At 39.5% G+C, this 24,723-nt stretch carries 26 protein-coding genes; 2 read left to right on the forward strand and 24 right to left on the reverse strand.

Annotated features, from left to right (window positions below):
- Positions 1–47 precede the first annotated feature (47 nt).
- From QQK02_RS07010 to yceD, 14 genes are all read right to left on the reverse strand, one after another.
- Positions 48–812 (reverse strand): TatD family hydrolase, encoded by a 765-nt coding sequence (locus QQK02_RS07010; protein WP_284207266.1) that lies wholly within the window; start codon positions 810–812, stop codon positions 48–50.
- Positions 813–822: 10 nt separating this feature from the next.
- Positions 823–1,149: a PilZ domain-containing protein gene (locus QQK02_RS07015; RefSeq protein ID WP_284207267.1), complete on the reverse strand. Its 327-nt coding sequence runs from the start codon at positions 1,147–1,149 to the stop codon at positions 823–825.
- 30 nt (positions 1,150–1,179) lie between these two features.
- The gene (locus QQK02_RS07020) at positions 1,180–2,115 is read right to left on the reverse strand and encodes a hypothetical protein (protein ID WP_284207268.1); all 936 of its coding nucleotides are present in this window, start codon (positions 2,113–2,115) and stop codon (positions 1,180–1,182) included.
- A 9-nt stretch (positions 2,116–2,124) separates the two neighbouring features.
- Entirely contained in the window at positions 2,125–2,760 is a 636-nt protein-coding gene (gene tmk / locus QQK02_RS07025) for a dTMP kinase (protein ID WP_284207269.1), read from the reverse strand.
- Between the two features lie 19 nt (positions 2,761–2,779).
- Entirely contained in the window at positions 2,780–3,796 is a 1,017-nt protein-coding gene (mltG, locus tag QQK02_RS07030; protein ID WP_284207270.1) for an endolytic transglycosylase MltG, read from the reverse strand.
- Entirely contained in the window at positions 3,783–4,583 is an 801-nt protein-coding gene (gene pabC / locus QQK02_RS07035) for an aminodeoxychorismate lyase (protein WP_284207271.1), read from the reverse strand. Before pabC ends, mltG begins: the two co-directional genes overlap by 14 nt.
- Before the next feature lie 97 nt (positions 4,584–4,680).
- Positions 4,681–5,916: a beta-ketoacyl-ACP synthase II gene (gene fabF / locus QQK02_RS07040; protein ID WP_284207272.1), complete on the reverse strand. Its 1,236-nt coding sequence runs from the start codon at positions 5,914–5,916 to the stop codon at positions 4,681–4,683.
- A gap of 120 nt (positions 5,917–6,036) precedes the next feature.
- Positions 6,037–6,270 (reverse strand): acyl carrier protein, encoded by a 234-nt coding sequence (acpP, locus tag QQK02_RS07045; RefSeq protein ID WP_284207273.1) that lies wholly within the window; start codon positions 6,268–6,270, stop codon positions 6,037–6,039.
- 165 nt (positions 6,271–6,435) lie between these two features.
- Positions 6,436–7,170, reverse strand: coding sequence for a 3-oxoacyl-ACP reductase FabG (fabG, locus tag QQK02_RS07050; RefSeq protein WP_284207274.1), 735 nt, complete (start codon positions 7,168–7,170; stop codon positions 6,436–6,438).
- 8 nt (positions 7,171–7,178) lie between these two features.
- Positions 7,179–8,114, reverse strand: coding sequence for an ACP S-malonyltransferase (gene fabD / locus QQK02_RS07055; RefSeq protein ID WP_284207275.1), 936 nt, complete (start codon positions 8,112–8,114; stop codon positions 7,179–7,181).
- A gap of 12 nt (positions 8,115–8,126) precedes the next feature.
- Positions 8,127–9,086, reverse strand: a complete 960-nt coding sequence (locus QQK02_RS07060) for a beta-ketoacyl-ACP synthase III (protein WP_284207276.1) — start codon at positions 9,084–9,086, stop codon at positions 8,127–8,129.
- Positions 9,087–9,093: 7 nt separating this feature from the next.
- The gene (gene plsX, locus QQK02_RS07065; RefSeq protein ID WP_284207277.1) at positions 9,094–10,125 is read right to left on the reverse strand and encodes a phosphate acyltransferase PlsX; all 1,032 of its coding nucleotides are present in this window, start codon (positions 10,123–10,125) and stop codon (positions 9,094–9,096) included.
- Between the two features lie 10 nt (positions 10,126–10,135).
- Positions 10,136–10,306, reverse strand: a complete 171-nt coding sequence (rpmF, locus tag QQK02_RS07070; protein WP_284207278.1) for a 50S ribosomal protein L32 — start codon at positions 10,304–10,306, stop codon at positions 10,136–10,138.
- Positions 10,307–10,346: 40 nt separating this feature from the next.
- Entirely contained in the window at positions 10,347–10,859 is a 513-nt protein-coding gene (yceD, locus tag QQK02_RS07075; RefSeq protein WP_284207279.1) for a 23S rRNA accumulation protein YceD, read from the reverse strand.
- 243 nt (positions 10,860–11,102) lie between these two features.
- Here yceD and QQK02_RS07080 point away from each other — a divergent pair, with 243 nt between their 5' ends.
- Positions 11,103–11,699: a Maf family protein gene (locus QQK02_RS07080; RefSeq protein WP_284207280.1), complete on the forward strand. Its 597-nt coding sequence runs from the start codon at positions 11,103–11,105 to the stop codon at positions 11,697–11,699.
- Between the two features lie 52 nt (positions 11,700–11,751).
- Here QQK02_RS07080 and rluC read toward each other — a convergent pair whose 3' ends face one another.
- Entirely contained in the window at positions 11,752–12,705 is a 954-nt protein-coding gene (gene rluC, locus QQK02_RS07085) for a 23S rRNA pseudouridine(955/2504/2580) synthase RluC (protein WP_284207281.1), read from the reverse strand.
- A gap of 590 nt (positions 12,706–13,295) precedes the next feature.
- Between rluC and rne the strand changes: the two genes are divergently transcribed.
- A complete protein-coding gene (rne, locus tag QQK02_RS07090; protein WP_284207282.1) occupies positions 13,296–16,235 on the forward strand; it encodes a ribonuclease E in 2,940 nt (979 codons plus the stop codon).
- 74 nt (positions 16,236–16,309) lie between these two features.
- Here rne and QQK02_RS07095 read toward each other — a convergent pair whose 3' ends face one another.
- The 9 genes from QQK02_RS07095 to serC all read right to left on the reverse strand — a co-directional run bounded on the left by QQK02_RS07095 (position 16,310) and on the right by serC (position 24,606).
- Positions 16,310–16,612, reverse strand: a complete 303-nt coding sequence (locus QQK02_RS07095; RefSeq protein ID WP_284207283.1) for a ComEA family DNA-binding protein — start codon at positions 16,610–16,612, stop codon at positions 16,310–16,312.
- A 95-nt stretch (positions 16,613–16,707) separates the two neighbouring features.
- Complete coding sequence (gene pyrF / locus QQK02_RS07100; protein WP_284207284.1) at positions 16,708–17,406, reverse strand: orotidine-5'-phosphate decarboxylase; 699 nt, start codon at positions 17,404–17,406, stop codon at positions 16,708–16,710.
- 306 nt (positions 17,407–17,712) lie between these two features.
- Positions 17,713–18,882, reverse strand: coding sequence for a lipopolysaccharide assembly protein LapB (gene lapB, locus QQK02_RS07105; protein WP_284207285.1), 1,170 nt, complete (start codon positions 18,880–18,882; stop codon positions 17,713–17,715).
- A 17-nt stretch (positions 18,883–18,899) separates the two neighbouring features.
- The gene (locus QQK02_RS07110; RefSeq protein ID WP_284207286.1) at positions 18,900–19,124 is read right to left on the reverse strand and encodes a lipopolysaccharide assembly protein LapA domain-containing protein; all 225 of its coding nucleotides are present in this window, start codon (positions 19,122–19,124) and stop codon (positions 18,900–18,902) included.
- Between the two features lie 70 nt (positions 19,125–19,194).
- Positions 19,195–19,482 carry an integration host factor subunit beta gene (gene ihfB, locus QQK02_RS07115; protein WP_284207287.1) on the reverse strand — a complete coding sequence of 96 codons (288 nt, stop codon included), beginning with the start codon at positions 19,480–19,482 and terminating at the stop codon, positions 19,195–19,197.
- A 79-nt stretch (positions 19,483–19,561) separates the two neighbouring features.
- Positions 19,562–21,226, reverse strand: coding sequence for a 30S ribosomal protein S1 (gene rpsA, locus QQK02_RS07120; RefSeq protein WP_284207288.1), 1,665 nt, complete (start codon positions 21,224–21,226; stop codon positions 19,562–19,564).
- A 98-nt stretch (positions 21,227–21,324) separates the two neighbouring features.
- Positions 21,325–22,005, reverse strand: a complete 681-nt coding sequence (cmk, locus tag QQK02_RS07125; RefSeq protein ID WP_284207289.1) for a (d)CMP kinase — start codon at positions 22,003–22,005, stop codon at positions 21,325–21,327.
- 233 nt (positions 22,006–22,238) lie between these two features.
- Positions 22,239–23,519, reverse strand: a complete 1,281-nt coding sequence (gene aroA / locus QQK02_RS07130) for a 3-phosphoshikimate 1-carboxyvinyltransferase (RefSeq protein WP_284207290.1) — start codon at positions 23,517–23,519, stop codon at positions 22,239–22,241.
- A 1-nt stretch (position 23,520) separates the two neighbouring features.
- Positions 23,521–24,606: a 3-phosphoserine/phosphohydroxythreonine transaminase gene (gene serC, locus QQK02_RS07135; RefSeq protein WP_284207292.1), complete on the reverse strand. Its 1,086-nt coding sequence runs from the start codon at positions 24,604–24,606 to the stop codon at positions 23,521–23,523.
- Positions 24,607–24,723 lie beyond the last annotated feature (117 nt).

Raw genomic sequence — 24,723 nt, forward strand, 5'->3', positions numbered from 1 at the left:
CCTAAGCCCGAAACAGGAGTCGTTTCGGGCGATTTTTTGCCTAAATTTTAGAACAGTAATTGTTTAAAGTTTTGGGAAGTTGTTTGAGCAATATGTTCAACAGATTGACCACGAATACTGGCTAGGTGTTTTGCCACTTCAATAACATATGCTGGTTGGTTTTGTTTACCACGATGTGGCACAGGTGCTAGATAAGGAGCGTCAGTTTCAATCAAGATACGATCATCGGGCACCTTTTTAGCGACTTCTCTTAACGCTGCTGCATTCTTAAAGGTAACAATGCCTGAAAATGAAATATAGAATCCCATATCAATTGCTTGTTTAGCCATTTCCCAAGTTTCTGTGAAACAATGAAGAATACCACCACAGTTCTGAGCATTTTCAGCACGCATGATATCTAATGTATCTTGTTGAGCGTCACGTGTGTGAATAATTAATGGCTTGTTAATTTTATTTGCTACTTGAATGTGCTTTACAAAGGAGTCTTGCTGAACGGCTTGGGTTTCTGGTGCATAAAAATAGTCTAACCCTGTTTCACCAATTGCAACAACACGTTCGTTATCAGCTAAAGCGAAAAGGTTGTCTGCGTCTATCATTTGTTCTTGATTTAACGGGTGCGCACCACATGATAACCAAACGTTCGGAAACTGTTTGGTTTTCTCTACCATTGATGGAAATTCTTCTAGTGTTACGCTTACACATAACATCTCAGAAACATTGGCTTGGTGTGCGTTTTCTACTACTTTTGACAGGTCTTGGTTAAACTCAGCTAAATCTAAACGATCTAAATGACAATGAGAGTCAATAAACACAATTTCTCCGTTACATTGATAAGGTTGGGTCTGAGCTGCTTAGCAGCCGACCTATAGCCGTTTCTATTTGGCCACGTATATTTTCTGGATCTTCTTCAAACGCTACACCTAAACCAGGAGGTGTGCCATTTTGAGCGCCTGGTGGGGTAACCCAACAAACCTTACCAATAACTTCAGATGACTCTAATGAGTCGGGTAACGTTACATTAAGTGTTACTTGTGTACCAAGCTCTAATAATTCAGTTGTTCTAATAAAAACACCACCATTTTTAAGAAATGGCATATAAGATAAGTATAATTCTCGTTCAGAAGGATAGTCTAATAACAAACTTTCCATGACTTGCTCCTCTAGCATATGAGCCTCTATTTATTTTTTATTATTAATGAGTTGCTGAACTGAAATTAAAAACTTTTCAGTTTGTAATTGTTTATTGGTTTGCGCTTGATGATTCAAGGCAACTAACGACAATAATAACGTGTTTATCGCAAACAATGAAGAAGGCTTTATGAGGTGGCTAATTTGTTGGTATAGCAAATCGTTTGACTGCCCCTGCCATTGATTAGATTCTCTTACAAGTGTTGCGATTGTTTGTTGTAGAAATTGAAAACCTTGTTCTTGGTTTGCGATATCACTTGCTAGTTGAACCAATGGAAATTTGCCAAGTAAAAAGTTAATAAAGTTACTTTGCTGCGTTAGATAATTTTGATGTGCTTCGCTTGACGTCAATTGAGCTAAATGGGTCAAATTTAAGTGTGGGTCATCAATCTCAACGTTAAAATGTTGCGCTAATTGCTGCCCAACATAAGGTTTTAAATCAATAGACTGACATCGACTTATTACGGTTTCTAATAACTGTGATTTTTGATCAGTTAGTAGGACTAACAAGGAACTTGGTGTTGGTTCTTCTAAGGTTTTTAGTAACGCGTTACTCGCAGAAACGTTCATGCAATGGGCGTCATCTATCGTAACTACTTGATATACACCTAATTGTGGGGTTTTCTGAAGGTACTGAGTAACTTTTCTGATTTCATCAACTTTGTGACTGTTTTTATCACTTTCGAGTAGGTGATTGTCTGGATAGGTTTCACCTTTAATCAACAAACAATGTTTACAATGACCACAAGATTGTAAAATATTATCGTGATCTTTAATGGGTGTACGGCATGCGACAACGGCACTTAACCAACTAGCTAATTCACGTTTACCAGCATGTTTCACACCCGTAATTAGAAGTGCATGCGGTAATTTCTGCGCCTCAATTTGCGAAGAAAGTAACTGTTGATGGGCTGATAACCAATGCAATTTAATACCCTACGATTTGTGAAAATCAATAAATTGATTAACGTGCTTTTCTATATCTTGATGAACCTGCTCCATCGATTGACTAGCATCAACAATCACAATACTGTCGTCGTGATTCGCAATTAACAGGTATTTGTCTCTCGTTCGCTCGAAGAATGACATGGCTTCTAATTCGATTCTATCAAGTTCACCTCTAGCACGAGCACGCTTTAAGCCAATCTTAGGATCGATATCTAAATAAATCGTTAAATCTGGTGTAAAGCCTTTTAATGTTGCATTTGCTATACCGCCAATAACATCGTCAGGTATTTGTCTGCCGCCACCTTGATATGCACGTGAAGATAGGTCGTGACGATCACCAATAACCCAAAGCCCTTTTTCTAAGCTAGGTAAAATTTTATTTACCAATAACTGACTTCTTGCAGCATACATTAGCAAGAGCTCTGTTTCTTGTGTCACTAACTCACTGTGATCAGCACTTTTCACTAATTCACGTAATTTCTCTGCTAAAGGTGTACCACCTGGCTCACGTGTTTTATCAAACGAAACTTGTTTGTTATTAAGTGCTTGCTCGACTATCGAAATTGCTGATGACTTACCTGCGCCTTCAAGCCCTTCAATAACGATAAATTTTCCTGGTAACATACTTCTTAAACCTAAGGGCCTATTGGCCGAGTTGATATTTCGCAACCGCTTTATTGTGTTGCTTCAATGTTTCTGAAAACTGATGCCAGCCATTTCCGCGACTAACAAAATATAAATAATCTGTTTCAGCTGGCTGCAATGTTGCTTCAATTGCAGATTTACCTGGCATTGCAATTGGTGTTGGTGGCAAACCATTTATCCGATAAGTGTTATATCGCGTCTTTTGTTTTAAATGTGCGCGGGTTATATCACCATCATATGCGTCGCCGATGCCATATATTACCGTAGGATCTGTCTGTAATCTCATTTTTTTGTGAAGACGATTAAAGAATACTGATGAAATGATTGGTTGCTCCTCACGCTGGCCTGTCTCTTTTTCAATAATAGACGCCATAATTAGCGCTTGGTAAGGTGTTTCATACGGAAGGTTTTCAGCACGTTTTAGCCATGCTGATGAAATAAATGCGTTCATTCGCGCTTGAGCGCGACGTAAAATATCAATATCTTTTGTACCAGCCGTATACGCGTATGTGTCAGGAAATAATAGCCCTTCAGGATGCTCTTCATCAATGTTAAGCAACTCATTAATCGATTGAGTAAACGTTATCGGCAAAGTATGTTCAATATATTGCGCATTAGCTAGTTGCCTAAGCCAATCGTCAAACCGACTGCCTTCGATAAACGTAATGCTAAATTGGTGCTCTTTCCCAATGACAAAATCGTTAATTACAGACAATAACGTTTGATGTGATTTGATTAGGTAAACGCCCTCTTTAACATGGGCAATTTCAGGATTAAATTTAACGTGTGCTTTTAGCCAGAAACGTTGTGATATCCAACCAGATTTTTCAAACTGTTTCCCTAATGAGCGAACTGATTGCCCTTTCTTCACTTCAAATAACGTATCTTGTGACAGGTTTAGCGGTTGGTTCACTTGATACTCGGTATATTTTACTAGGCTTAAATAACTAGCAATAACCAAAGTAAGCAGCGTACCCATTAACCAGGCAATAGTTTTAGGTTTAAGAAATTTCATTGAGGTAATCTAGATAAGGTTTACAAACAGAGATATCAAGCAAGCGCCCTTCTAACGAGCTAACAGGCAAAAGTGGCATTAGGCAATTAGTTGTGAACATTGCTTTAACATTGCTAGTTTCATCAACCCTAATTTCACGTACACAAATACCAGAAAAGTGATTGAGTAGCTTCATTCTAGCTAGCCCTGCCACCCCTGACTTATTCAGTTTAGGCGTGCACCATTGATTATTAATGAGCATGAAAACATTGCCTGTGATGGTTTCGATAATATCACCATCACTATTAGTCGCTAGTAAATCATCGACCTTTGCGCTAACTAACTCATTTTTAAGTAACACTTGTTCAAGCCTATTAAGATGTTTTACACCGGCAAGCATTGGATTAATACTGACAAAGCTTTTAGCTAAAGCAACGGAAACACCTGATTTTTGCAGTAGCTGATAGTAAATTGGAAAGTCATTGATCATCAACATCGTATTGGCAGTGCAATCGTTACCACGAGCGTAACCTTTGCTGGAGTGGCCTGCACTAATAATAACTTTGAGTACATGGTGTTCAAAAGGTTTAACGACATTTAAAATTTCTTTTTCTAGTGACGACCAATTAACCCCTGCAATATTAAATTGCTGGCAACTATGTTTTAACCTATCAATATGACTACTTAGCCAAACCACTTTGCCTTGGGCTATTTTTGCCGTCGTAAAAACACCATCACCGTAATGAATAGTGCGATCTAACGTCGAAAGTTGTGTGGTGTTAACACCATTGATAGAACAAAACTGCATAGAAAAAATAAAAAAGCCTAAATACAGACTTAGTATTTAGGCTTAAGATTTTGAATTCAAGCAATAATTTCGATTATTATCGCTTAATCACCGAAGATTAGATCTTTTTGAACAATAATGAGCCGTTTGTACCACCAAAGCCAAACGAGTTACATAACGCGTACTCTAGGTTGACGTCACGTGCCGTATCTTTAATAAAATCAAGATCACATGCTTCATCCTGATTCTCAATATTGATCGTCGGAGGGACTTTACCTTCAGATAATGCTTGAACCGTAAATATTGCTTCAACAGCACCAGCAGCACCAAGTAGATGACCTGTCATAGACTTTGTTGAACCAACCATTACATCATTGGCATGTTGACCAAAAATACTTTTAACAGCATTTGCTTCGGCAACATCGCCTGCAGGAGTCGACGTACCATGTGCGTTAATATAGCCAACTTTCTGAGCATTTAACTTAGCGTCATTTAACGCATTTTCCATCGCTCTTGCTGCACCTGCGCCATCAGCTGGTGGTGAAGTCATATGATAAGCATCACCACTCATACCAAAGCCAACAAGTTCAGCATAAATATTTGCACCACGTGCTTTTGCATGTTCATACTCTTCAACGACAAGCACACCCGCGCCGTCACTAAGTACGAAACCATCGCGATCTCTATCCCAAGGGCGTGATGCAGCTTGTGGTGAGTCGTTTCGAGTTGATAAAGCTCTAGCTGCAGCAAAGCCACCAATGCCTAACTCTGTTGATGCTTTTTCAGCACCACCTGCCAACATTGCATCAGCGTCACCATAAGCAATCATACGGGCAGCATGACCGATATTGTGAACACCTGATGTACAAGCAGTAACAATCGCTAAATTAGGACCCTTTAGCCCATGCTTAATTGACAACTGTCCGGCAACCATATTGAGAATTGTTGATGGGCAGAAAAATGGTGATAATTTACGTACGCCACCATTTAAATACTTCTTATGGTTTTCTTCAATCAGGGTTAAACCGCCAATGCCTGAACCAATTGCAACACCAATTCGGCTTGCATTTTCTTCAGTAACTTCTAGTCCGGCGTGTTCAATTGCTTGCGTACCCGCAGCAATACCGTATTGAATAAAGAGATCCATTTTCTTGGCATCTTTACGAGAAATGCCATAATGCTCTGCATCAAAATTTTTGACTAAACCAGCAAACTTAGTGGTGAAATTAGATACATCAAAATGATCAATGTAATCAATGCCACTTTTTCCAAGTAATAAGTTTTCCCATGTACTTTGAGCAGTGTTCCCGAGTGGGGATAACATACCAAAACCGGTAACTACAACACGACGCATTGGCTGAGTTGCCTCCGATAGAAATGAAATATGAAAGGTTAGTAATTTTTGAAGCCTGTATTTTGTTTACATAAGGCTTAAAACAAATCAGGCGGTGTGTACCGCCTGATTCTTATATTCTTATTGATTCGCTTTAACGTAATCAACAGCAGCTTGAACTGTAGTGATTTTCTCAGCTTCTTCGTCTGGAATCTCTGTGTCAAACTCTTCTTCTAACGCCATAACTAATTCAACTGTGTCTAATGAATCAGCACCTAAGTCGTCTACAAATGAAGAATCTACTTTAACTTCATCTTCGCTAACACCTAGTTGCTCTACAGTAATTTTTTTTACGCGTTCTTCGATAGTACTCATTTTGTTTCCTTTACTAGAAAATGCAATTTTGCAATTGCGGGTAGTTTATTCTTCAACAGGAGACCATGCAAGAGGATAGTTTTGCTTTTTCGTCTGGTCAAACCTGTTTACACCTGTTTTTGTATACATTACATCAATTTTTTATTGAGGCAAGTTACAAAACAATTAAACCATGTACATGCCACCATTGACATGCAATGTTTCACCTGTGATGTAAGCAGCAGCATCAGATGCTAAAAATGTTACAGCACTGGCAATTTCTTCTGGCTTACCTAAACGGTTTGCAGGTACTTGAGAGAATATCCCCTCTTTTTGCTCATCCGTTAAAGTTTGCGTCATATCCGTATCAATAAATCCCGGCGAAACAGTATTAACCGTAATACCACGAGATGCAACTTCGCGCGCTAGAGATTTAGTAAAACCAATTAAACCTGCTTTAGCTGTAGCATAGTTGACTTGACCTGCATTACCCATAGTACCAACAACTGAACCTATGTTAATGATACGGCCATTACGTTTTTTCATCATTGGACGTAAAACGTTTTTAGAGATTTTATATATAGACGTCAAGTTAGTTTCGATAATATCGCCCCACTCATCGTCCTTCATACGCATAAAGATATTATCTCGTGTAATACCTGCGTTGTTAACTAAGATATCTAACCCACCGAAACGTTCCTTGATCACTGAAAAAAGTGCTTCAATTGATTCGTTTTCAGTAACGTTTAACACTAAACCATTACCTTCACCTAAATATTCACTAATGCGCTGCGCACCTGAATCTGAAGTTGCAGTACCTAAAACCGTCGCACCTTGCTCTTTAAGCTGTGTCGCGATAGCTTTACCAATACCACGGCTAGCACCGGTTACTAGTGCAACTTTACCTTCTAATGAAAACATGTATTCACCTACTGTAATAATTCGATTGCTTTATCAATTGTTGTAGCATCATTAATAGATACACAAGCAATTGATTTATTAATTCTTTTAACTAAGCCTTGTAATACTTTACCTGGGCCTACTTCAAGCATTTTTTCTGTGCCGTTAGCAGCTAATTGTTCGATTGTCTCAGTCCAACGTACCGGGCTATAAAGCTGCTTAATTAACGCTTGTTTGATCGCTTCTACACTTTGCTCAGCACTGACATCAACGTTATTAATAACAGCAATTTTAGGCTCATTAAATGTTACGTCATTAAATGCTTGTGCTAATTGTTCAGCGGCCTCTTTCATTAAAGCACAGTGCGAAGGAACACTTACCGGTAAAGGCAGTACGCGTTTAGCACCCGCTTCTTTACATAAATCGCCTGCACGCTCTACTGCTGCTTTATTGCCCGCGATAACAACTTGACCAGGAGAATTAAAGTTTACCGCTGACACCACTTCATTTTGCGCTGCAGATGAACATGCTTCAATAATTTTGTCATCAGCTAAACCAATAACCGCTGCCATTGCTCCTGTCCCCTCAGGCACTGATGACTGCATAAACTGTCCACGCTTTTCAACAAGCTTAACAGCATCGGCAAGTGATAAAACGCCAGCACATACTAATGCTGAGTATTCACCTAAGCTATGGCCCGCCATTGACGAAGGCATGGCACCTGTTTTTTCAGTGATAACACGATACATTGCTACGCTAGCCGTTAGTAATGCAGGTTGCGTAAATTGTGTTTGGTTTAACTGACCATGTTCGTCTGTAGAAATAAGTTGCCAAACATCATAACCAAGTGCTTCTGACGCTTGTTTAAATGTTTCTTGCACTATCGCATTGTCTGCAAAATCAGACAGCATGCCAACAGTTTGTGAACCTTGACCAGGAAACACAAATGCTAAATTATTATTCATTAACATTACCTATTAATATTTTATGAGTGCAGAGCCCCAGGTAAAACCACTACCAAAGGCCTCTAAAAGCAGTGTTTGACCGCGCTGAATACGACCATCTCGAATGGCGATGTCTAACGCAGTAGGAATTGTTGCTGCAGATGTATTACCGTGCTTGTCTAATGTGACAACAACACGCTCCATCGGTAAAGCGAGTTTTTTAGCTGTCGCTTTAATAATGCGCATATTAGCTTGATGTGGAACGAGCCAATCAATATCTGATTTTTCAATATTGTTGTGCTTAAGTGTCGTATTCACAATTTCACTTAGCTTAGTCACAGCCATTTTGAATACTTCATTACCTGACATGTACATGTAAGAAGATTCAACTGACAATTGATCGCCACGCACTGGCGCATCGCAACCAAGTAATGGTTGGTATTTGCCATCAGCATGTAAATGTGTTGATAAAATGCCCTGTTCTTCACTTTGTTCAATAATACATGCGCCTGCAGCATCACCGAATAAAATAAGAGTTGTACGATCTTCAGGATCACACATATGTGAAAGTGCATCTGCGCCAATCACTAAAACGCGTTTAGCCATGCCACTACGAACGTATTGATCACCAATGCTTAGCGCGTAAATAAAACCTGAACAAGCGGCTGCTACATCAAATGCTGGGATACTAGGAATATCTAGTAATTGTTGAACAAAGCACGCTGCACTAGGTAATGACACATGTGAGCTTGTCGTGCCCATCACAATCATATCAATATCAGTTGACTGTAACCCAGCCATATCGAGTGCTTTTTTTGCGGCTTCTGCGCCCATGTATGCGACAGTTTCGTCGGGCGATGATATACGGCGTTCCTTTATGCCAGTTCGTTCGATAATCCAATCGTTAGAGGTTTCTACTAATTTTTCTAGATCTTCGTTTGTGCGAACTTGTTCTGGAAAATAACTTCCAGTACCAATAATTTTTGAATACATATAAATTTTATGGCCTGTGCAATAATCGTTGCTCCAGTTTATGCTGTATTTTCTCTGGAACTTGTCTTTCTACTTCTTTTACCGCTTCCATTAATGCGGCAAAAATAGCATGCGAATTCGCATTTCCGTGGCTTTTAACCACAATGCCCCGCAATCCTATCAAACTTGCACCGTTGTACTGGTCGGGGTTCATCGATTTATAGAGTTTTTTTACAGGTAACGTGAGAATTTTACTCAAAATTCGACGAAAAAAGCTACTTTCGAGATTTTGCTGAAGCTTTGATGCCACCATAAGCGCAACGCCTTCACAGGTTTTTAATGCAACATTGCCTACAAAACCATCACAAACGATGACATCGGCTTTATCATTAAAAATATCATTGCCTTCGACAAAGCCAACGTAATTAATATCTGGATTTTCTTTTAATTGAGCTGCTGCTTGCTTGATAGTATCACTACCTTTAATGTCTTCAGCACCCATATTCAATAGTGCGACTTTAGGTTCATCGATATTATCGACTTCACCAGCAAGCACTGAACCCATCAACCCAAATTGATATAAAATATTTGAATCACAAAAAACATTTGCACCCAAATCTAATAAAAAGACGTTCTTTTCTGGATCATGGGTTGGTAAGGCAGAAATTAAAGCGGGTCGCTCTACACCTGGAATTGTTTTTAATACGTAGTGAGCAATAGACAACAAAGCACCGGTATTACCCGAGCTCACACATGCCTGAGCCTTCCCTTCTTTTACAAGATCAATGGCTTTTCGCATCGATGAATCTTTTTTACCACGAATTGCTTGTGCTGGCTTGTCGTCCATTTCAACAACTTGACTAGCATGGATAAAAGATATTTGGGGATGGGCTGAAAAATGTTGTTTTTCAAGTTGTTCAGCAATGACTGAACTGTCTCCACAGAGAATTAAGTGAAGATGAGGTAGATGATTAACTGCCATTAATGCGGCAGAAATAGTTACATGGGGGCCTTGATCGCCCCCCATAACATCTAACGCAATCGTTAGATTATTCAACAAAGGTCACCGCTTACTTAGCGATTACTTTTTCACCTTTGTAGAAACCGTCAGCTGTCACGTGGTGACGACGGTGAGTTTCACCAGAAACTGGATCTACTGATAGGTTCTCTGCTGTTAACGCGTCGTGTGAACGGCGCATACCACGTCTTGAACGAGATTTCTTACTCTTTTGAACTGCCATTGTGCCAAACTCCTAATATCGGTTGGTAACTAAAATATAACTACTTGAGTTGTTTCAATACGTCAAATGGGTTCGGCTTATCTAGCGCTTCCGGCAATTCACCCCATACGCTGTCTGCAGGAGCAGTACAATCGTCTAGAGGATGCTTTGGTATTAATGGAATCGCAAGCAAAAGCTCGTCTTCCACTAAATTACGCAAGTTAACTTCACCATTTTCATCTAATGCTATTGCGTCATAATATGACGGCAAATCAGCAGCTGCATCTTCATTTTTCACTGGACTAAATGAAAAGTCAATTTTCAAAGCCTGAGTGTACAATTCATTGCAACGCTGACAAGCTAAAGCAACCGATGTTGAGCCGTTGCCTGATATTACTACCAGCCCCTGTTCATCAACATCGAACTTTACTTTAACTTCGACCTGGCCATCCGTGCTTCCACATTCGCCAAGTAACCTGTCCATTCCAATTAGATCAAAATAGCCGTCGCACTCTAATCTACGCTGAGCACTCTTGTACGGGTCAATTGTAATTGGAAGTTTAAGATCTTTCATAAGGCGCGCATAATAAAGCGATGCTGCGTGTCTGTCAAAAGAAAATTGCGTTATTTGCTGTAAATTTACAACTAAACACCAAGTCTACTCATTTTTTAGCCAATTACGAGTCAAACAACGTGCTAGAGAGAATTTATAATCAATTTAAAATTACCTTTTAAATTGTCGTTCGTAGAGATAAAACCAACTAAACTTGGTATTCTATATATTAGCAGTTAACTCACTATAATTTGTATAAATGTTATGAAAACACTTGTTTTAGGTTCAACATCTCCATTTCGTAAAACGCTATTAGAAAAACTTAACGTCCCATTTGAGTGTGCAAAACCCAATATTGACGAAACACCTTTAGTTAATGAAAGCTCGATTGCGCTTGTAGAACGCCTTGCTATTGAAAAAGCCAAAGCAGTAGCTGATCAATTCCCGAATGCACTTATTATTGGTTCAGATCAAGTAGCACTTCATCAAGACGATATTTTAGGTAAGCCTCACACCCGAGAAAATGCAATCAAACAACTTACGCGTTTTAGTGGTGATAAAGTAACTTTCTTTACGGGCTTATGTGTATACGACAATGATTTAGATAAAAGCTATAGCTTAGTTGAACCGTTTGATGTTTATTTTAGAACGCTAACACATGCAGAAATTTGTGCCTATATAGATGCAGAGCAACCGCTTAAGTGTGCGGGTAGTTTTAAAAGCGAAGGATTAGGGATTACGTTATTCGAGAAGTTAGTCGGTGATGATCCAAACGCACTTATTGGCTTACCTTTAATTAAACTTCATGCACTATTAAAGCAAGCAGGATTCGATGTACTTAATTATCAGCGAAAAGACTAATAGTACTGATAATGTAAATAGGCTTTATATAACAATATAAAGCCTATCATTTTTATACTTTAGTTAACTTCTTCAATGCATTGTTCAATGCGGGTTCAAGCGGCGCCTCAATCGTAATACGCGCCTCTTTCTTAGGGTGATAGAATTCAATACTTGCTGCATGTAAAAACAAGCGTTTTAAACCTAACGATTTCATTTCATCATCAAATGGTTGCGCACCGTATTTAGCGTCACAAGCAATTGGATGTCCTTTACATTGACAGTGAACACGTATTTGATGAGTTCGCCCTGTTACAGGAAACGCTCGAACTAACGTAGCACCTTGGTAAGCCTGCAACACTTTAAAACGGGTTTCAGACTCTTTACCATTAATGTTATCCACAACGACAACACGTTCACCAGATTTAAGGTCGTTTTTCTTTAACCCTTCAGTAACTCGCGTTATTTTAGGGGACCACGTACCTTTTACTAACGCATGATAAAACTTTTGCACCTGTTTATTACGCAGTTGTTCATGTAAGTGCCGTAAAGCTGAACGCTTCTTAGCGATAACCAAACAACCCGATGTATCACGGTCTAATCGATGAACAAGTTCTAACATTTTAGTTTTAGGCCTTAAAGCCCGCATCGCTTCAATAACGCCAAAACTTAAACCGCTACCGCCATGCACTGCCATGCCCGAAGGCTTGTTTAAAACAATATATAAATCATCTTCAAACAAAATTTGCTTTTCTAGGTTTGCTACTACATTAAGTTGGGTTGGCACCGTATCGGTTTTTTCAGAAATACGTATAGGTGCAACACGAACAATATCGTCGCCATTAATTTTATACTCTGGCTTGGTACGCTTTTTATTTACACGTATTTCTCCCTTTCGTAATAATCGATAGATCATACTTTTAGGAACGCCTTTGAGTGTTTTTAATAGATAATTATCTATTCTTTGGCCGGCTTCATCACTTTCAATCGTGTAAAACCGAACTTGAGGTTTGCTACTTTCTGTCATGGCGATATTCTAACACACCTTTTCTAGGTTTTTCGTTAAATAAATCAAGTAATTTATTGCCATTACACTATAGTTAGTGGGATAATAAATAGGTTACTGAATAAAAATATTGAGTAATATTTATTTTACGACGCCAATTATGAACTGTAAGAGGCGAAATGCGGTACACCATGCATGCAAAAATTAATTGTAAGACATGTGGTTGGGGTACCTATTGATATCACGTAGCTATTCTTTATAGCAAACGTAAACATAAACATTTTGTCCCGCGTAATTTGGCATTTATTAGAGATTATAAGTAGATAGCTTAATTTGCTAAGCACTAACTAAAAGAACGTTATCAGCAAATTATGTACATGAACAACATACTATCTACGAATTAGCACAGCACACGCTTTGCACATAAAGTTTAAGGATGAATAGTAAGTTACTGTTCATCGGCAAGATAAAATTTTGAAATAACAGCTTGTTACGTAAATGGCGTAATAAGATTGACACCCGTGAGGCTGACAAAACGCTGTTAGGCAACTACTACTGCTTTGTGTACTAAGCACATGGTGTGCTGTGACAAAAATTAGGTCACAGAAACTATGAAACGTATGTTAATTAACGCTACGCAATCGGAAGAATTGCGCGTAGCACTAGTTGACGGTCAAAAGCTTTACGATTTAGATATTGAAAGCCCTGGCCATGAACAAAAAAAAGCGAATATCTATAAAGGTAAAATTACCCGTATAGAGCCCTCTTTAGAAGCTGCTTTCGTTGACTATGGCGCTGAACGCCATGGTTTCCTGCCAATGAAAGAAGTGGCTCGTCAATATTTCCCAAGTGGTTATAGCTTCCAAGGTCGTCCAAATATTAAAGACGTCTTAACGGAAGGCCAAGAAGTTATTGTACAAATCGATAAAGAAGAACGTGGTCAAAAAGGTGCAGCCTTAACGACTTTTATTTCTTTAGCCGGTAGTTACTTAGTATTAATGCCAAACAACCCTCGCGCAGGTGGTATTTCACGTCGTATTGAAGGTGATGAGCGCACTGAGCTAAAATCATCACTCAATAAACTCAACCTACCTAAAGGTATGGGATTAATTGTCCGTACAGCAGGTGTAGGTAAAGATTATGATGAGCTAGAGTGGGATTTAGCCGTTTTACTTCAACATTGGAAAGCAATAGAAGAAGCTGCTAATGAGCGCCCTGCCCCATTCTTAATTCACCAAGAAAGTAACGTTATTTTACGTGCCATTCGTGATTATCTTCGTCGTGATATTGGTGAAGTACTTATTGACCGTCCTAAAGTGTATGAGAGCGTTAAAAACCATATCTCATTAGTACGCCCTGACTTTTTAAGCAAAGTTAAACTGTACAATAACGACGCGCCTTTATTCACACATTTCCAAATCGAAACGCAAATTGAATCTGCTTTCCAACGTGAAGTGCGTTTACCGTCTGGTGGTTCAATCGTTATCGACCCTACCGAGGCGATGACATCAATCGATATTAACTCAGCTCGTGCAACAAAGGGCGGTGATATTGAAGAAACTGCATTCAACACTAACCTAGAAGCTGCAGACGAAATTGCCCGCCAATTACGTTTACGAGATCTTGGTGGCTTAGTTGTAATCGACTTTATTGACATGACGCCAGTGCGTCACCAACGTGAAGTTGAAAACCGAATGAAAGACGCTGTACGACAAGACCGTGCACGTATTCAATTAGGTCGTATCTCACGTTTTGGCTTGCTCGAAATGTCTCGCCAACGTTTACGCCCTTCTATTGGCGAAACAAGCCAAAATGTTTGTCCTCGTTGTAATGGTACGGGGCATGTTCGTGGTATTGAATCATTAGCACTTTCTGTATTGCGTTTAATGGAAGAAGAAGCCATTAAAGAGAACACTCAATATATTCAAGCGCAAGTACCTGTTCCGGTAGCTACTTATTTATTAAATGAGAAGCGTCGCAGTGTTTTCCATATTGAACGTCAGCACAAAGTTAATGTGTTAATTATTCCTAATCCGAATATGGACACACCACAATATGAAGTTATACGTGTTCGTAAAGACGAGAGCATCGCAGAAGCAAGTTACGATCTTGATTTGAAAGAAGCGAAAGTTGAAGAAGCAGTTATGCCGAAATTCGATTCAGCATCTGTTAAACGTGACGAGCCAGCATTGCAAGGCATGTCTGCACCTAAGCGTGTAGCAAGCAAACCGGCACCTAAAGCAAAACAGAAACCTGTTCAGCAGAAGAAAGAAAAAGGCTTGGTAGAAAAGTTAGTTTCTTGGGTGAAAGGATTATTTGGTCAAGAAGAGACCACAAATAAACCTGCTCAAAAGTCGAGTAAGCAAAAGCAAGGTGGCGATAAACGCGGTCAGCGTAAACCACGCAACAACCAGCGCAAGAACAATCGCCAAGGCAACCGAAAAGACCAAGACAATAAGACTACTGAAAATAAAAAGCCTACAAGTCAAGGTAACCAGAAGCCTACACGCAAACAAGAACAGCCTAAAGAGCATAAACCAAAAGAAGAGAAAGTAGCAGAACGTCGCCAACGTCGTAATACGCGTAAGAAAGTACGTGTAGAACAACAAAAAGGTAACAATGAAGCCGTTCAAAATAAAGCTGAAGCACCTAAAAAGCCTGTACCGCCAAAAGCGAAACAAAAGCCTAAAGCTAAGGTTCAAGAAGACGCAGTTGTTGAAGAAAATACAGCAACTGAAGAAACAAATGCTACAGAAAAGCCTGAACGTTCAAGAAATCGTCGTTCACCTCGTCACCTTCGCTCTCATGGTCAAAAGCGCCGTCGTAATAACGACGACAACAAATCAACGGATGTTGAAGGTAATGCTGATGAAGCTTCACAAGCAATTGAAGCAAGATATCCGCAAAATGAAAATGTGTTTGACGAAGCAACAGCTGTTCAAGCCAGTGCTGACGTTTCTGAAAAGACTGCATCAACATCAGAAGAATCCGTTGAAGAAATTCAACAAGACTTACCTTTTGTAGAAAAAGCGCAAGAGAATACTGAAGTTTCGCAATCAACTGTCTCAGATGATGACAGTGTAGAAGTAGAAACAACGGTTGAGCAGCAACAAGAAATTGATTTCGCTCAAACGGAACAAACGACTGAAGAAGTTAAAGTTGACGTTCAAACAGAAGCTCAAAGCGAAGTTCAGACTGAAGTTCAAACAGAAGCTGAAACAGTATCCGAAGTCACTAGCGAACAAGAATCATCTGACGTAGCAAATGATGACGTTCAAGAACTAGTTACTCCAGAGCCTATTGTTGAAGAACAAACAAGTAAATCGGTAGAAGTATTAGCACCTACTGTATTTAATGTTGCCTTAGCGAATAAGGTTGCAGGAAAAGCAACTGCACCAATGGCAAAGCCTGAGCCTGTAGAAATTCAGACGTCAGATTTTGTTATTACTGCTATGGACAGTGAATCAAGAATTGAAATTGCTCGCTCAAGCAAAACTGCAAGTAGAGCCGATGCAACAAACTCAAGTAGCGCTGGCCCTACTAAGCCATAATACTTATACGAGAAATCAAAAGGGGCTGTGTTAATACACAGCCCCTTTTTTATTGCCCAGAAGTCAGTCAATGACTAAATGGTGATACGACCAACATTTGCTGACAACACCTTCTCACCGATTCCTTTCACTTCCAGTAAATCATCTATCGTTTTAAAGTGACCATTAGCGGTACGGTACTCAATAATCGCTTGTGCTTTTTGCTCGCCAATGCCTTTTAAGCTCGATAGGCTTTCAACATCTGCTTGATTAATGTTTACCTGATGAACAACATCGTAAGTGTGCTTAGAAGACGGTTCAGGGGTTGAACCAGCATATACATTAAAACCAGTTAGGCTTAACGCGATAGCCAAAATGAAGGGTGTTAGTTTAAACATAGTAAGTTCCTTTTAATAATAATGATTACTTCCATTAGTAATCGTTATTAGGTTTAGTCCTAGAAACTTACTCTGTCAAATAGGAAGGGTAAAAGTTAACTAATCAAAGACGCGTTTATTTGATTCAAGACCAGCTGTGGATCTTCAGCTTTAGTAATTGGACGGCCTACAACCAAGTAATCAACACCAACATCGATCGCTTGCTTTGGTGTCATGATACGCTTTTGATCGTCTGCAGCGCTGCCGGCTGGACGAATACCAGGGGTGACCAACTTAAAATCTTGCCCTAAGCTTTGTTTAAGCATTTCAGCTTCCATGGCTGAACATACAACACCATCCAATCCACTTTGTTGCGTTAGCCTAGCTAAGCGCATAACTTGCTCTTGTGGCTCCATATCGATGCCTATGCCTTGTAAGTCTTCTCGAGACATACTTGTTAATACCGTTACGGCAATTAACAACGGTGCATCATTACCGTAGGCCTGAAGTGCATGCTTAGCCTGCTCCATCATTTTTTGGCCACCACTTGCATGCACATTTACCATCCACACACCAAGGTCAGCTGCCGCACTTACCGCTTTAGCAACAGTATTTGGAATATCATGAAATTTTAAATCAAGGAAGACATCGAAGCCTTTATTACTTAGCGTTTTAACAAATTCAGGGCCGAAGTGAGTAAACATTTCTTTGCCGACTTTTAAGCGGCAATCTGTTGGTTGAATTCTGTCAACAAAAGATAATGCATCTGCTTGCTTGTTAAAGTCTAAAGCAACGACGACTTTTGGATCTGTCATAAAAGGCCCTTTTTACATGAAAATTTCGCGGGCATTATACATGTAATTTAGGGTTATTGTTAGCATGTTAACGCGTTTAGCGATCAGGCATTTTTGAAGAAATAATCGTTAGAATCAAAATAAACAATTAAATATTTCTTAAGTAGAGTGTTGCTCTAACAAATCGCTGATTCTGAAAGTTCTGGTGATTCATTCTTATCGTTTGTTATGGTCAGCGTTAGTTGATGTTTACAAAAAGACATGAAGTTTATGAACAGAAATGCGTACCTATAATGCCTTACAGCCGCTAGCTAGCAAAGAAAAATACTATTCGCCTTCTAATCCCCGTACTGGTTTTAATTGCTCCCATTCGTGGCAAGATGGGCATGACCAATAATGGGTAGCGCTATTGAATCCACAATTCCGGCAACTGTATCGAGGTTTGACTTTTAAGTAAGCCGATACTAATTCTCGGATGACCGTTAAACTCTCTGACTCTTGTGGAGAGTTATTTGCGTTTAGCTGCATCTTAACAAAATGTTTGAAACCATGAATGGTTGAACGTCTTTTCAAACCTGACAAAATAAACTGATTGGCTTGCTCAACCTTTCCTGTGTCAACAAGGTGATCAACATACTTTATTAATGCGCTTGTAGAGCCTGTCTCGTTATAGACATTTTTAATAAATCGATAAAAGTCGTCGGTCTTACCATTTTCATCGTAGCAATGTTCCATTTTATCAATCACGTCTGGAAAGAACTCAATGTCTTGTTGATAGATATTAATATAACATTCGATAGCATGGTCATATTGTTCATGCTGCTCATAAATCAGCGCCATTAACCAATTTGCACGACAGGATTTATTGTCGAGCTTTACTGCTTTTTCCAACAGTTCAATAACTTCTAAATTATCATCTTCTTGGTGTGCCGTTGTTGCTAGTTCACAATAAAAATTAGCTAATATATGAAGTAACTTTTTATCGTTCGATTTAACGATATTCTTCTCTAAAGCGATGCCTTTTTGCCAGTCTTTCGTTGATTGATAAATGTGCATAAGATAGGACAAGGCTTTGAGTTGATATTTCTTTGATTTAAGTAATCGTTGAAACATCGCTTCAGCACGATCATATAAACCTGCACTGAAAAAGTCTTTACCTAACTCGAAAGCAGCTTTGTGTTTTGCATCATCAGGAAGGTATTTATGGCGAACGAGGTGTTCATGTACTTTAAGCGCCCTATCGAGCTCGCCACGCTTACGAAATAAGTTAGCCATGGCAAAATGCGCTTCAATAGAATCGTCTTCGATCTTAAGGGTTTCTATTAAGTGCTCTATCGCTTTGTCTTCTTGGTTCGACAATAAATAGTTAATACCTTGAGAGTATTTCTTTGAAAGGTCTGTTTTTACACTTTGATCGTTTTGCTTAACACTATTTCGCCCCATGTACCAACTATATGCCGCAACAACTGGTAATAAGAGAAACAAAAGCTCTAACATTGGATAACGACCTTAAACTACTTTAAACGTTTTTTCATACGGCTTAATAAGCGCCATAATACTGTGGTGAAGATCCCCAGCAAAAAACCAATAAATGTAAATAAACTAACAGCACTTGCAATCGACATTTCAGTGCGGGCAATAAAATAATTTAAGGTGATCATACCGTTATTTTGACTACCAAAAGCAAATGCGATAACGAGTAAAGCAAAAAGTATTAATAATGTTATCACTAAACGCATTAAATTTTCCTTTTTATCTACGAAAAAAAACGGCACGCTAATGCATGCCGTTTTATAAAAATCTAATCCACTAAGCCAATGAGGCGTTTACGCGTTCGCGTAATTCTTTACCTGGTTTAAAATGCGGAACATATTTACCAGATAGTTCTACCGACTCACCCGTCTTAGGGTTTCTACCTACACGAGGCGCACGATAATGCAAAGAAAAACTGCCAAACCCTCTGATTTCAATACGCTCACCTTTTGAAAGGGTTTGCGCCATCATTTCTAAAATTTCTTTTATAGACGACTCAACTTCTTTTGGAGAAAGATGAGTCATAGATTCTGCTAATTTTTCAATGAGTTCTGATTTGGTCATTCGACCCTCCAGTGTCTTATCTATGTGCCAAATGTGGGTAGATGAGAGAGCGTAAGCTCTCTCATCTAACAACTATAGATTAACCTTTAGCGTTTTTGAAAGCTTCAGCCATTGCATTTGCAAAGCCCGCTTCATCAGCTTGGTTTAAGTTGTCCATTGCTTGACGCTCGTCAGCTTGGTCTTTAGCTTTGATTGATAAGCTGATAGTGCGGTTCTTACGATCTACACCAACAAACTTAGCTTCAACACTGTCACCAACGCTTAACTCAGTAGTTGCGTCTTCAACACGGTCACGAGAGATGTCAGCTACACGGATGTAACCTTCAACGCCTTCTGCTAATTCAATCTTAGCACCTTTCGCGTCAACTTCAACTACTGTACCGTTAACAATTGCACCTTTCTTAGTTGCAGTTGTGTAGTTGTTGAATGGATCGTCTTCAGTTTGCTTAACGCCTAATGAAATACGCTCACGCTCTGGGTCAACTTGTAATACAACAGCTGAGATTTCGTCACCTTTCTTGTAATCACGAACAGCTTCTTCGCCAGCGTTCCATGAAATGTCAGATAAGTGAACAAGACCGTCGATGCCACCATCAAGACCGATGAAGATACCGAAGTCAGTGATTGACTTGATCTTACCAGATACTTTATCGCCTTTGCTGAAGTTCTTAGCAAACTCTTCCCAAGGGTTCGGGATACATTGCTTAAGGCCTAATGAAATACGACGACGTTCTTCGTCAATTTCTAGTACCATAACTTCAACTTCATCACCTAAGTTAACAACTTTAGATGGGTGGATGTTTTTGTTAGTCCAATCCATTTCAGAAACGTGAACTAAACCTTCAACGCCTTCTTGGATCTCAACGAAACAACCGTAATCAGTTAAGTTAGTAACACGACCTGTAAGCTTAGCGCCTTCAGGGTAACGGTTAGCAATTGCTACCCATGGATCTTCGCCTAATTGCTTCATACCTAATGAAACACGAGTGCGTTCGCGGTCGAACTTAAGAACTTTAACTTGAATCTCGTCACCAACGTTAACGATTTCACTTGGGTGCTTAACACGTTTCCAAGCCATGTCAGTGATGTGAAGAAGACCGTCGATACCACCTAAGTCTACGAATGCACCGTAGTCTGTAAGGTTTTTAACGATACCTTTAACTTCTTGACCTTCTTGTAGAGATTCTAATAATGCATCACGTTCTACGCTGCTTTCTGATTCGATAACAGCACGACGAGAAACAACTACGTTATTACGCTTTTGGTCAAGCTTAATAACTTTGAATTCTAAATCTTTACCTTCAAGGTGAGCAGTGTCACGTACTGGACGTACATCTACTAATGAACCTGGTAAGAAAGCACGAATGTTGCTAACTTCAACTGTGAAGCCGCCTTTAACTTTACCGTTGATAACACCGATAACAGTTTCTTTTTCTTCGTATGCTTTTTCAAGTACTTGCCAAGCTTCGTGACGTTTTGCTTTTTCACGAGAAAGGATAGTTTCACCGAAACCGTCATCTGTTGCATCTAAAGCTACATCAATTTCATCACCAACATTGATTTCTACTTCACCAGCAGAGTTTTTGAATTGGTCAATTGAGATAACTGATTCAGATTTTAAGCCAGCATCAACTAAAACGTTGTCTTTGTTGATTTGTACTACAGTACCCTTGATGATTGAACCAGGGCGTGTTTCGATTTCTTGTAAACTTTCTTCGAAAAGTTGTGCAAAATTTTCAGTCATAATGTTTTATGAACTCTATAAGTAAACCAATCAACATCATTGTTTCATGGGGTTGTTAATATAACTTAAAGCATCCTTACCTTAAGTAAAAAAGTATTTTATCCTAGCTTCTCATTAACATACGAAAGCATTTTATTGACAACTTCATCAATAGAAAGCTCTGTAGAATCAATGATTAAAGCATCCTCTGCAGGCACCAATGGCGCAACTTTGCGATTCTGATCTCGCTCATCACGTTGCTTGATGTCTTCCAAAAGGCGCCCGATATTAACATCAAAGCCCTTTTCTTTCAACTGTTGAAAACGTCTTTGTGCGCGTTCTTCCGCGCTGGCCGTTAAAAAGATTTTCACAGGGGCGTCTGTAAAAACGACTGTGCCCATATCTCGACCGTCAGCAACTAAACCTGGTAATGTTCTGAATGCGCGTTGACGACGTAATAAAGCTTCCCTAATACGTGGAAATGCAGCAATTTTTGATGCTAACTCACCCACTTCTTCCTGACGAATAGTAGTAGTCACATCTTCGCCTTCTAAAATGACTTTTACATCCTGGTCTGAACTAACCTCAAATTGCACATCTAAATGTGAGGCGATTGGGATCAATGGCTCTTCTTCCTCAACACTTACACCGTGGTGTTGTGTTGCTACCGCTAATACACGGTAGATAGCACCAGAATCGAGTAATTCCCAGCCCAACTGCTCGGCAACTAAACGAGAAGCTGTTCCTTTACCGGCACCACTTGGCCCGTCTATTGTGATTACTGGAACGCTTTCCTGCATACATTTTTCTCCTAATGTCGAAAATCGGCGGCATTATACGGCAAATTATCAATAAAATCGCCAAAAAAATTATTCTGTAACAAATTTAAGTGCCTTTATTGTAATGAAATTGTTGTAGATTTTGTTACTACACCAATGAAATGGCAAGTTCGGCGCATATTGGCTTTTTTTAAAAAACTATTGAAAAGCCAATACGAAAATGTTGATTAATTAGTTCAATGAACGATTGCTGTTTATTGAGATACCTGAGCGAGTTTATCAAAGTAGTCTGGGAATGTTTTTGCCGTACATTTAGGATCGTTAATCGTAACAGGCGTATCACTGAGTGCGACTAATGAGAAACACATTGCTACACGGTGATCGTTATATGTATCAATAGCCGCATGCGTTAACGTATTTGGCGGGGTCACTGAAATATAATCTTCGCCTTCCTCTACTACAGCCCCTACTTTCCTTAGCTCTGTCGCCATAGCTGACAAACGATCAGTTTCTTTTACTCGCCAATTATAAATATTACGAATGCTCGTGGTGCCTTTTGCAAACAACGCAGTAGTCGCAATGGTCATCGCTGCGTCTGGTATATGATTCATATCCATATCAACTGCAGTCAACGGTTGGCCTTTAACCGTAATTGATTCATCTTGCCATGTGACTTCTGCGCCCATTTTTTCTAACACATCAGCAAAGTGTTTATCACCTTGAACGCTGAGTTTACCGACACCATGAACCGTGACTTCTCCACCTTTAATGGCACCTGCGGCTAAAAAGTATGACGCTGACGATGCGTCACCCTCCACCATATATTTATCCACTGCTAGGTATGTCTGGTTTCCTGTAACAATAAACGACTGGTAGTTGTTATTCGTTACGTTGACACCAAACCTCGCCATGATATTTAACGTAATATCTATATAAGGTTTAGAAACTAATTCGCCCTCAATGACAATTTCAGTATCGCTTTTAAGTAACGGTGCAATCATCAAAATAGCCGTTAAGAATTGACTAGAAATTGAACCATCAATTGACACTTTATCACCGCCTAAAGGCGTACCGGTGATCTTAACGGGTGGATAATCTTTATTTTCAATATATTCAACATTAGCGTTAAGCTGGTTAAGCGCATTGACAAGGTGACCAATCGGCCGCTCTTTCATTCGTGGTTCGCCCGTTAAAATGAATTCACCATCACTTGCCGCTAACGCAGCACATAACGGGCGCATTGCTGTTCCTGCGTTCCCAAGATATAGCTCTAGTGGTGTTTGCGCTTTAAAAAAGCCATTGTTTCCACTCACCGTGCATTTTGTACCACAGTCGCTTAATACATATTCAACACCTAATAGTTTTAACGCATTTAACATGTGATTGATGTCATCACTCACCAATAAATTTGTAATCGTTGTTGTACCTTTGGCTAAAGCGGCAATTAACAACGCACGATTCGACAAACTTTTTGAACCAGGTAAAAACACTTCACCGTTTATTTTATCAATTGGATTTAAGGTTAATTGTTCCATGTTATGAATTCTCCTGCTCAAAACGTTTCATAAATGTTATTAGTGCATTTACACCTTCTAAAGGCATAGCGTTATATATACTTGCTCTCATACCACCAACACTGCGGTGGCCTGCTAAAGCGAGTAAACCCGACGCTTCTGCTTGCGCTAAAAAGGCTTGATTGAGAGATTCATCTTTAAGCCAAAAAGGAACGTTCATACGACTACGAAACTCGTCTTGAATGTGATTAGTATAAAAGTTGCTTTGATCGATAAATTGATAAAGAGCATCTGCTTTTTGTTGGTTGATTTTTTCAACTTCTGGCACGCCGCCAATTGTTTTTAGCCATTGAAAAACCAAACCCGCTAGATACCAGGCATAGGTTGGTGGCGTATTAAACATAGAGTCTTTTTCTGCGGTGAGTGTGTAGTCTAAAATAGCAGGTGTAGTTTTACGGGCATGACCTAATAAATCGTCTCGAATAATCACTAAGGTTAAACCAGAAGGGCCAATATTCTTTTGCGCACCCGCGTAAATCACACCAAATTTAGACACATCTATCTCATGAGATAAAATGGTAGAAGACATATCCGCAACCAACGGCACGCCATTAGTTTCTGGTATTTCAAACATTTCAATGCCGTCAACGGTTTCATTCGGACAGTAATGCACATAAGCGGCCTCTGGATCTAAATGCCATTCTTTAGGCGGCAATACTGACTTTTTACCCTCGATATCAACATTTGCATCGATAACATTGATATCACCATAATTCGACGCTTCCGCTACAGCAGATTTTGACCAAGAGCCTGTTACGACGTAATCCGCACTTTTGCCTTTCGGTAATAAATTTAATGGTACTGCAGAGAATTGTCCTCGCCCGCCACCGTGACAAAACAATACGTTATAATTGTCGGGTACATTGAGTAAGTCACGTAAATCTTGTTCAGCTTTATTTGCGACTTCAATAAAAGGCTTACTGCGATGGCTAAGCTCCATTACAGAAACCCCTAGCCCTTGCCAATTAACCAACTCTTTTTGTGCTTTTGCCATGACAGGTGTTGGCAACATGGCCGGACCTGCGCAAAAGTTATATACACCAGACATTTACTTTCCTTTCTACATTTACTTTATTGTTCTGTTTATCGTTATTAGACTTTTCAATACTGCCTTCGCTTATGCGACAAAGAGGCCTATTATTTGACCTAAAAACATAATTTACAC

Source organism: Thalassotalea eurytherma (assembly GCF_030161415.1).
GTDB classification, from domain to species: Bacteria; Pseudomonadota; Gammaproteobacteria; order Enterobacterales; family Alteromonadaceae; genus Thalassotalea_G; species Thalassotalea_G eurytherma.

Coding starts and splice junctions, on each gene's coding strand:
- QQK02_RS07015 (WP_284207267.1), bottom strand. CDS start 1,149: ATGGAAAGTTTGTTATTAGACTATCCTTCTGAACGAGAATTATACTTA.
- tmk (WP_284207269.1), bottom strand. CDS start 2,760: ATGTTACCAGGAAAATTTATCGTTATTGAAGGGCTTGAAGGCGCAGGT.
- mltG (WP_284207270.1), bottom strand. CDS start 3,796: ATGAAATTTCTTAAACCTAAAACTATTGCCTGGTTAATGGGTACGCTG.
- pabC (WP_284207271.1), bottom strand. CDS start 4,583: ATGCAGTTTTGTTCTATCAATGGTGTTAACACCACACAACTTTCGACG.
- fabF (WP_284207272.1), bottom strand. CDS start 5,916: ATGCGTCGTGTTGTAGTTACCGGTTTTGGTATGTTATCCCCACTCGGG.
- acpP (WP_284207273.1), bottom strand. CDS start 6,270: ATGAGTACTATCGAAGAACGCGTAAAAAAAATTACTGTAGAGCAACTA.
- fabG (WP_284207274.1), bottom strand. CDS start 7,170: ATGTTTTCATTAGAAGGTAAAGTTGCACTAGTAACCGGTGCTAGCCGT.
- fabD (WP_284207275.1), bottom strand. CDS start 8,114: ATGAATAATAATTTAGCATTTGTGTTTCCTGGTCAAGGTTCACAAACT.
- QQK02_RS07060 (WP_284207276.1), bottom strand. CDS start 9,086: ATGTATTCAAAAATTATTGGTACTGGAAGTTATTTTCCAGAACAAGTT.
- rpmF (WP_284207278.1), bottom strand. CDS start 10,306: ATGGCAGTTCAAAAGAGTAAGAAATCTCGTTCAAGACGTGGTATGCGC.
- yceD (WP_284207279.1), bottom strand. CDS start 10,859: ATGAAAGATCTTAAACTTCCAATTACAATTGACCCGTACAAGAGTGCT.
- QQK02_RS07080 (WP_284207280.1), top strand. CDS start 11,103: ATGAAAACACTTGTTTTAGGTTCAACATCTCCATTTCGTAAAACGCTA.
- rluC (WP_284207281.1), bottom strand. CDS start 12,705: ATGACAGAAAGTAGCAAACCTCAAGTTCGGTTTTACACGATTGAAAGT.
- rne (WP_284207282.1), top strand. CDS start 13,296: ATGAAACGTATGTTAATTAACGCTACGCAATCGGAAGAATTGCGCGTA.
- QQK02_RS07095 (WP_284207283.1), bottom strand. CDS start 16,612: ATGTTTAAACTAACACCCTTCATTTTGGCTATCGCGTTAAGCCTAACT.
- pyrF (WP_284207284.1), bottom strand. CDS start 17,406: ATGACAGATCCAAAAGTCGTCGTTGCTTTAGACTTTAACAAGCAAGCA.
- lapB (WP_284207285.1), bottom strand. CDS start 18,882: ATGTTAGAGCTTTTGTTTCTCTTATTACCAGTTGTTGCGGCATATAGT.
- QQK02_RS07110 (WP_284207286.1), bottom strand. CDS start 19,124: ATGCGTTTAGTGATAACATTATTAATACTTTTTGCTTTACTCGTTATC.
- ihfB (WP_284207287.1), bottom strand. CDS start 19,482: ATGACCAAATCAGAACTCATTGAAAAATTAGCAGAATCTATGACTCAT.
- rpsA (WP_284207288.1), bottom strand. CDS start 21,226: ATGACTGAAAATTTTGCACAACTTTTCGAAGAAAGTTTACAAGAAATC.
- cmk (WP_284207289.1), bottom strand. CDS start 22,005: ATGCAGGAAAGCGTTCCAGTAATCACAATAGACGGGCCAAGTGGTGCC.
- aroA (WP_284207290.1), bottom strand. CDS start 23,519: ATGGAACAATTAACCTTAAATCCAATTGATAAAATAAACGGTGAAGTG.
- serC (WP_284207292.1), bottom strand. CDS start 24,606: ATGTCTGGTGTATATAACTTTTGCGCAGGTCCGGCCATGTTGCCAACA.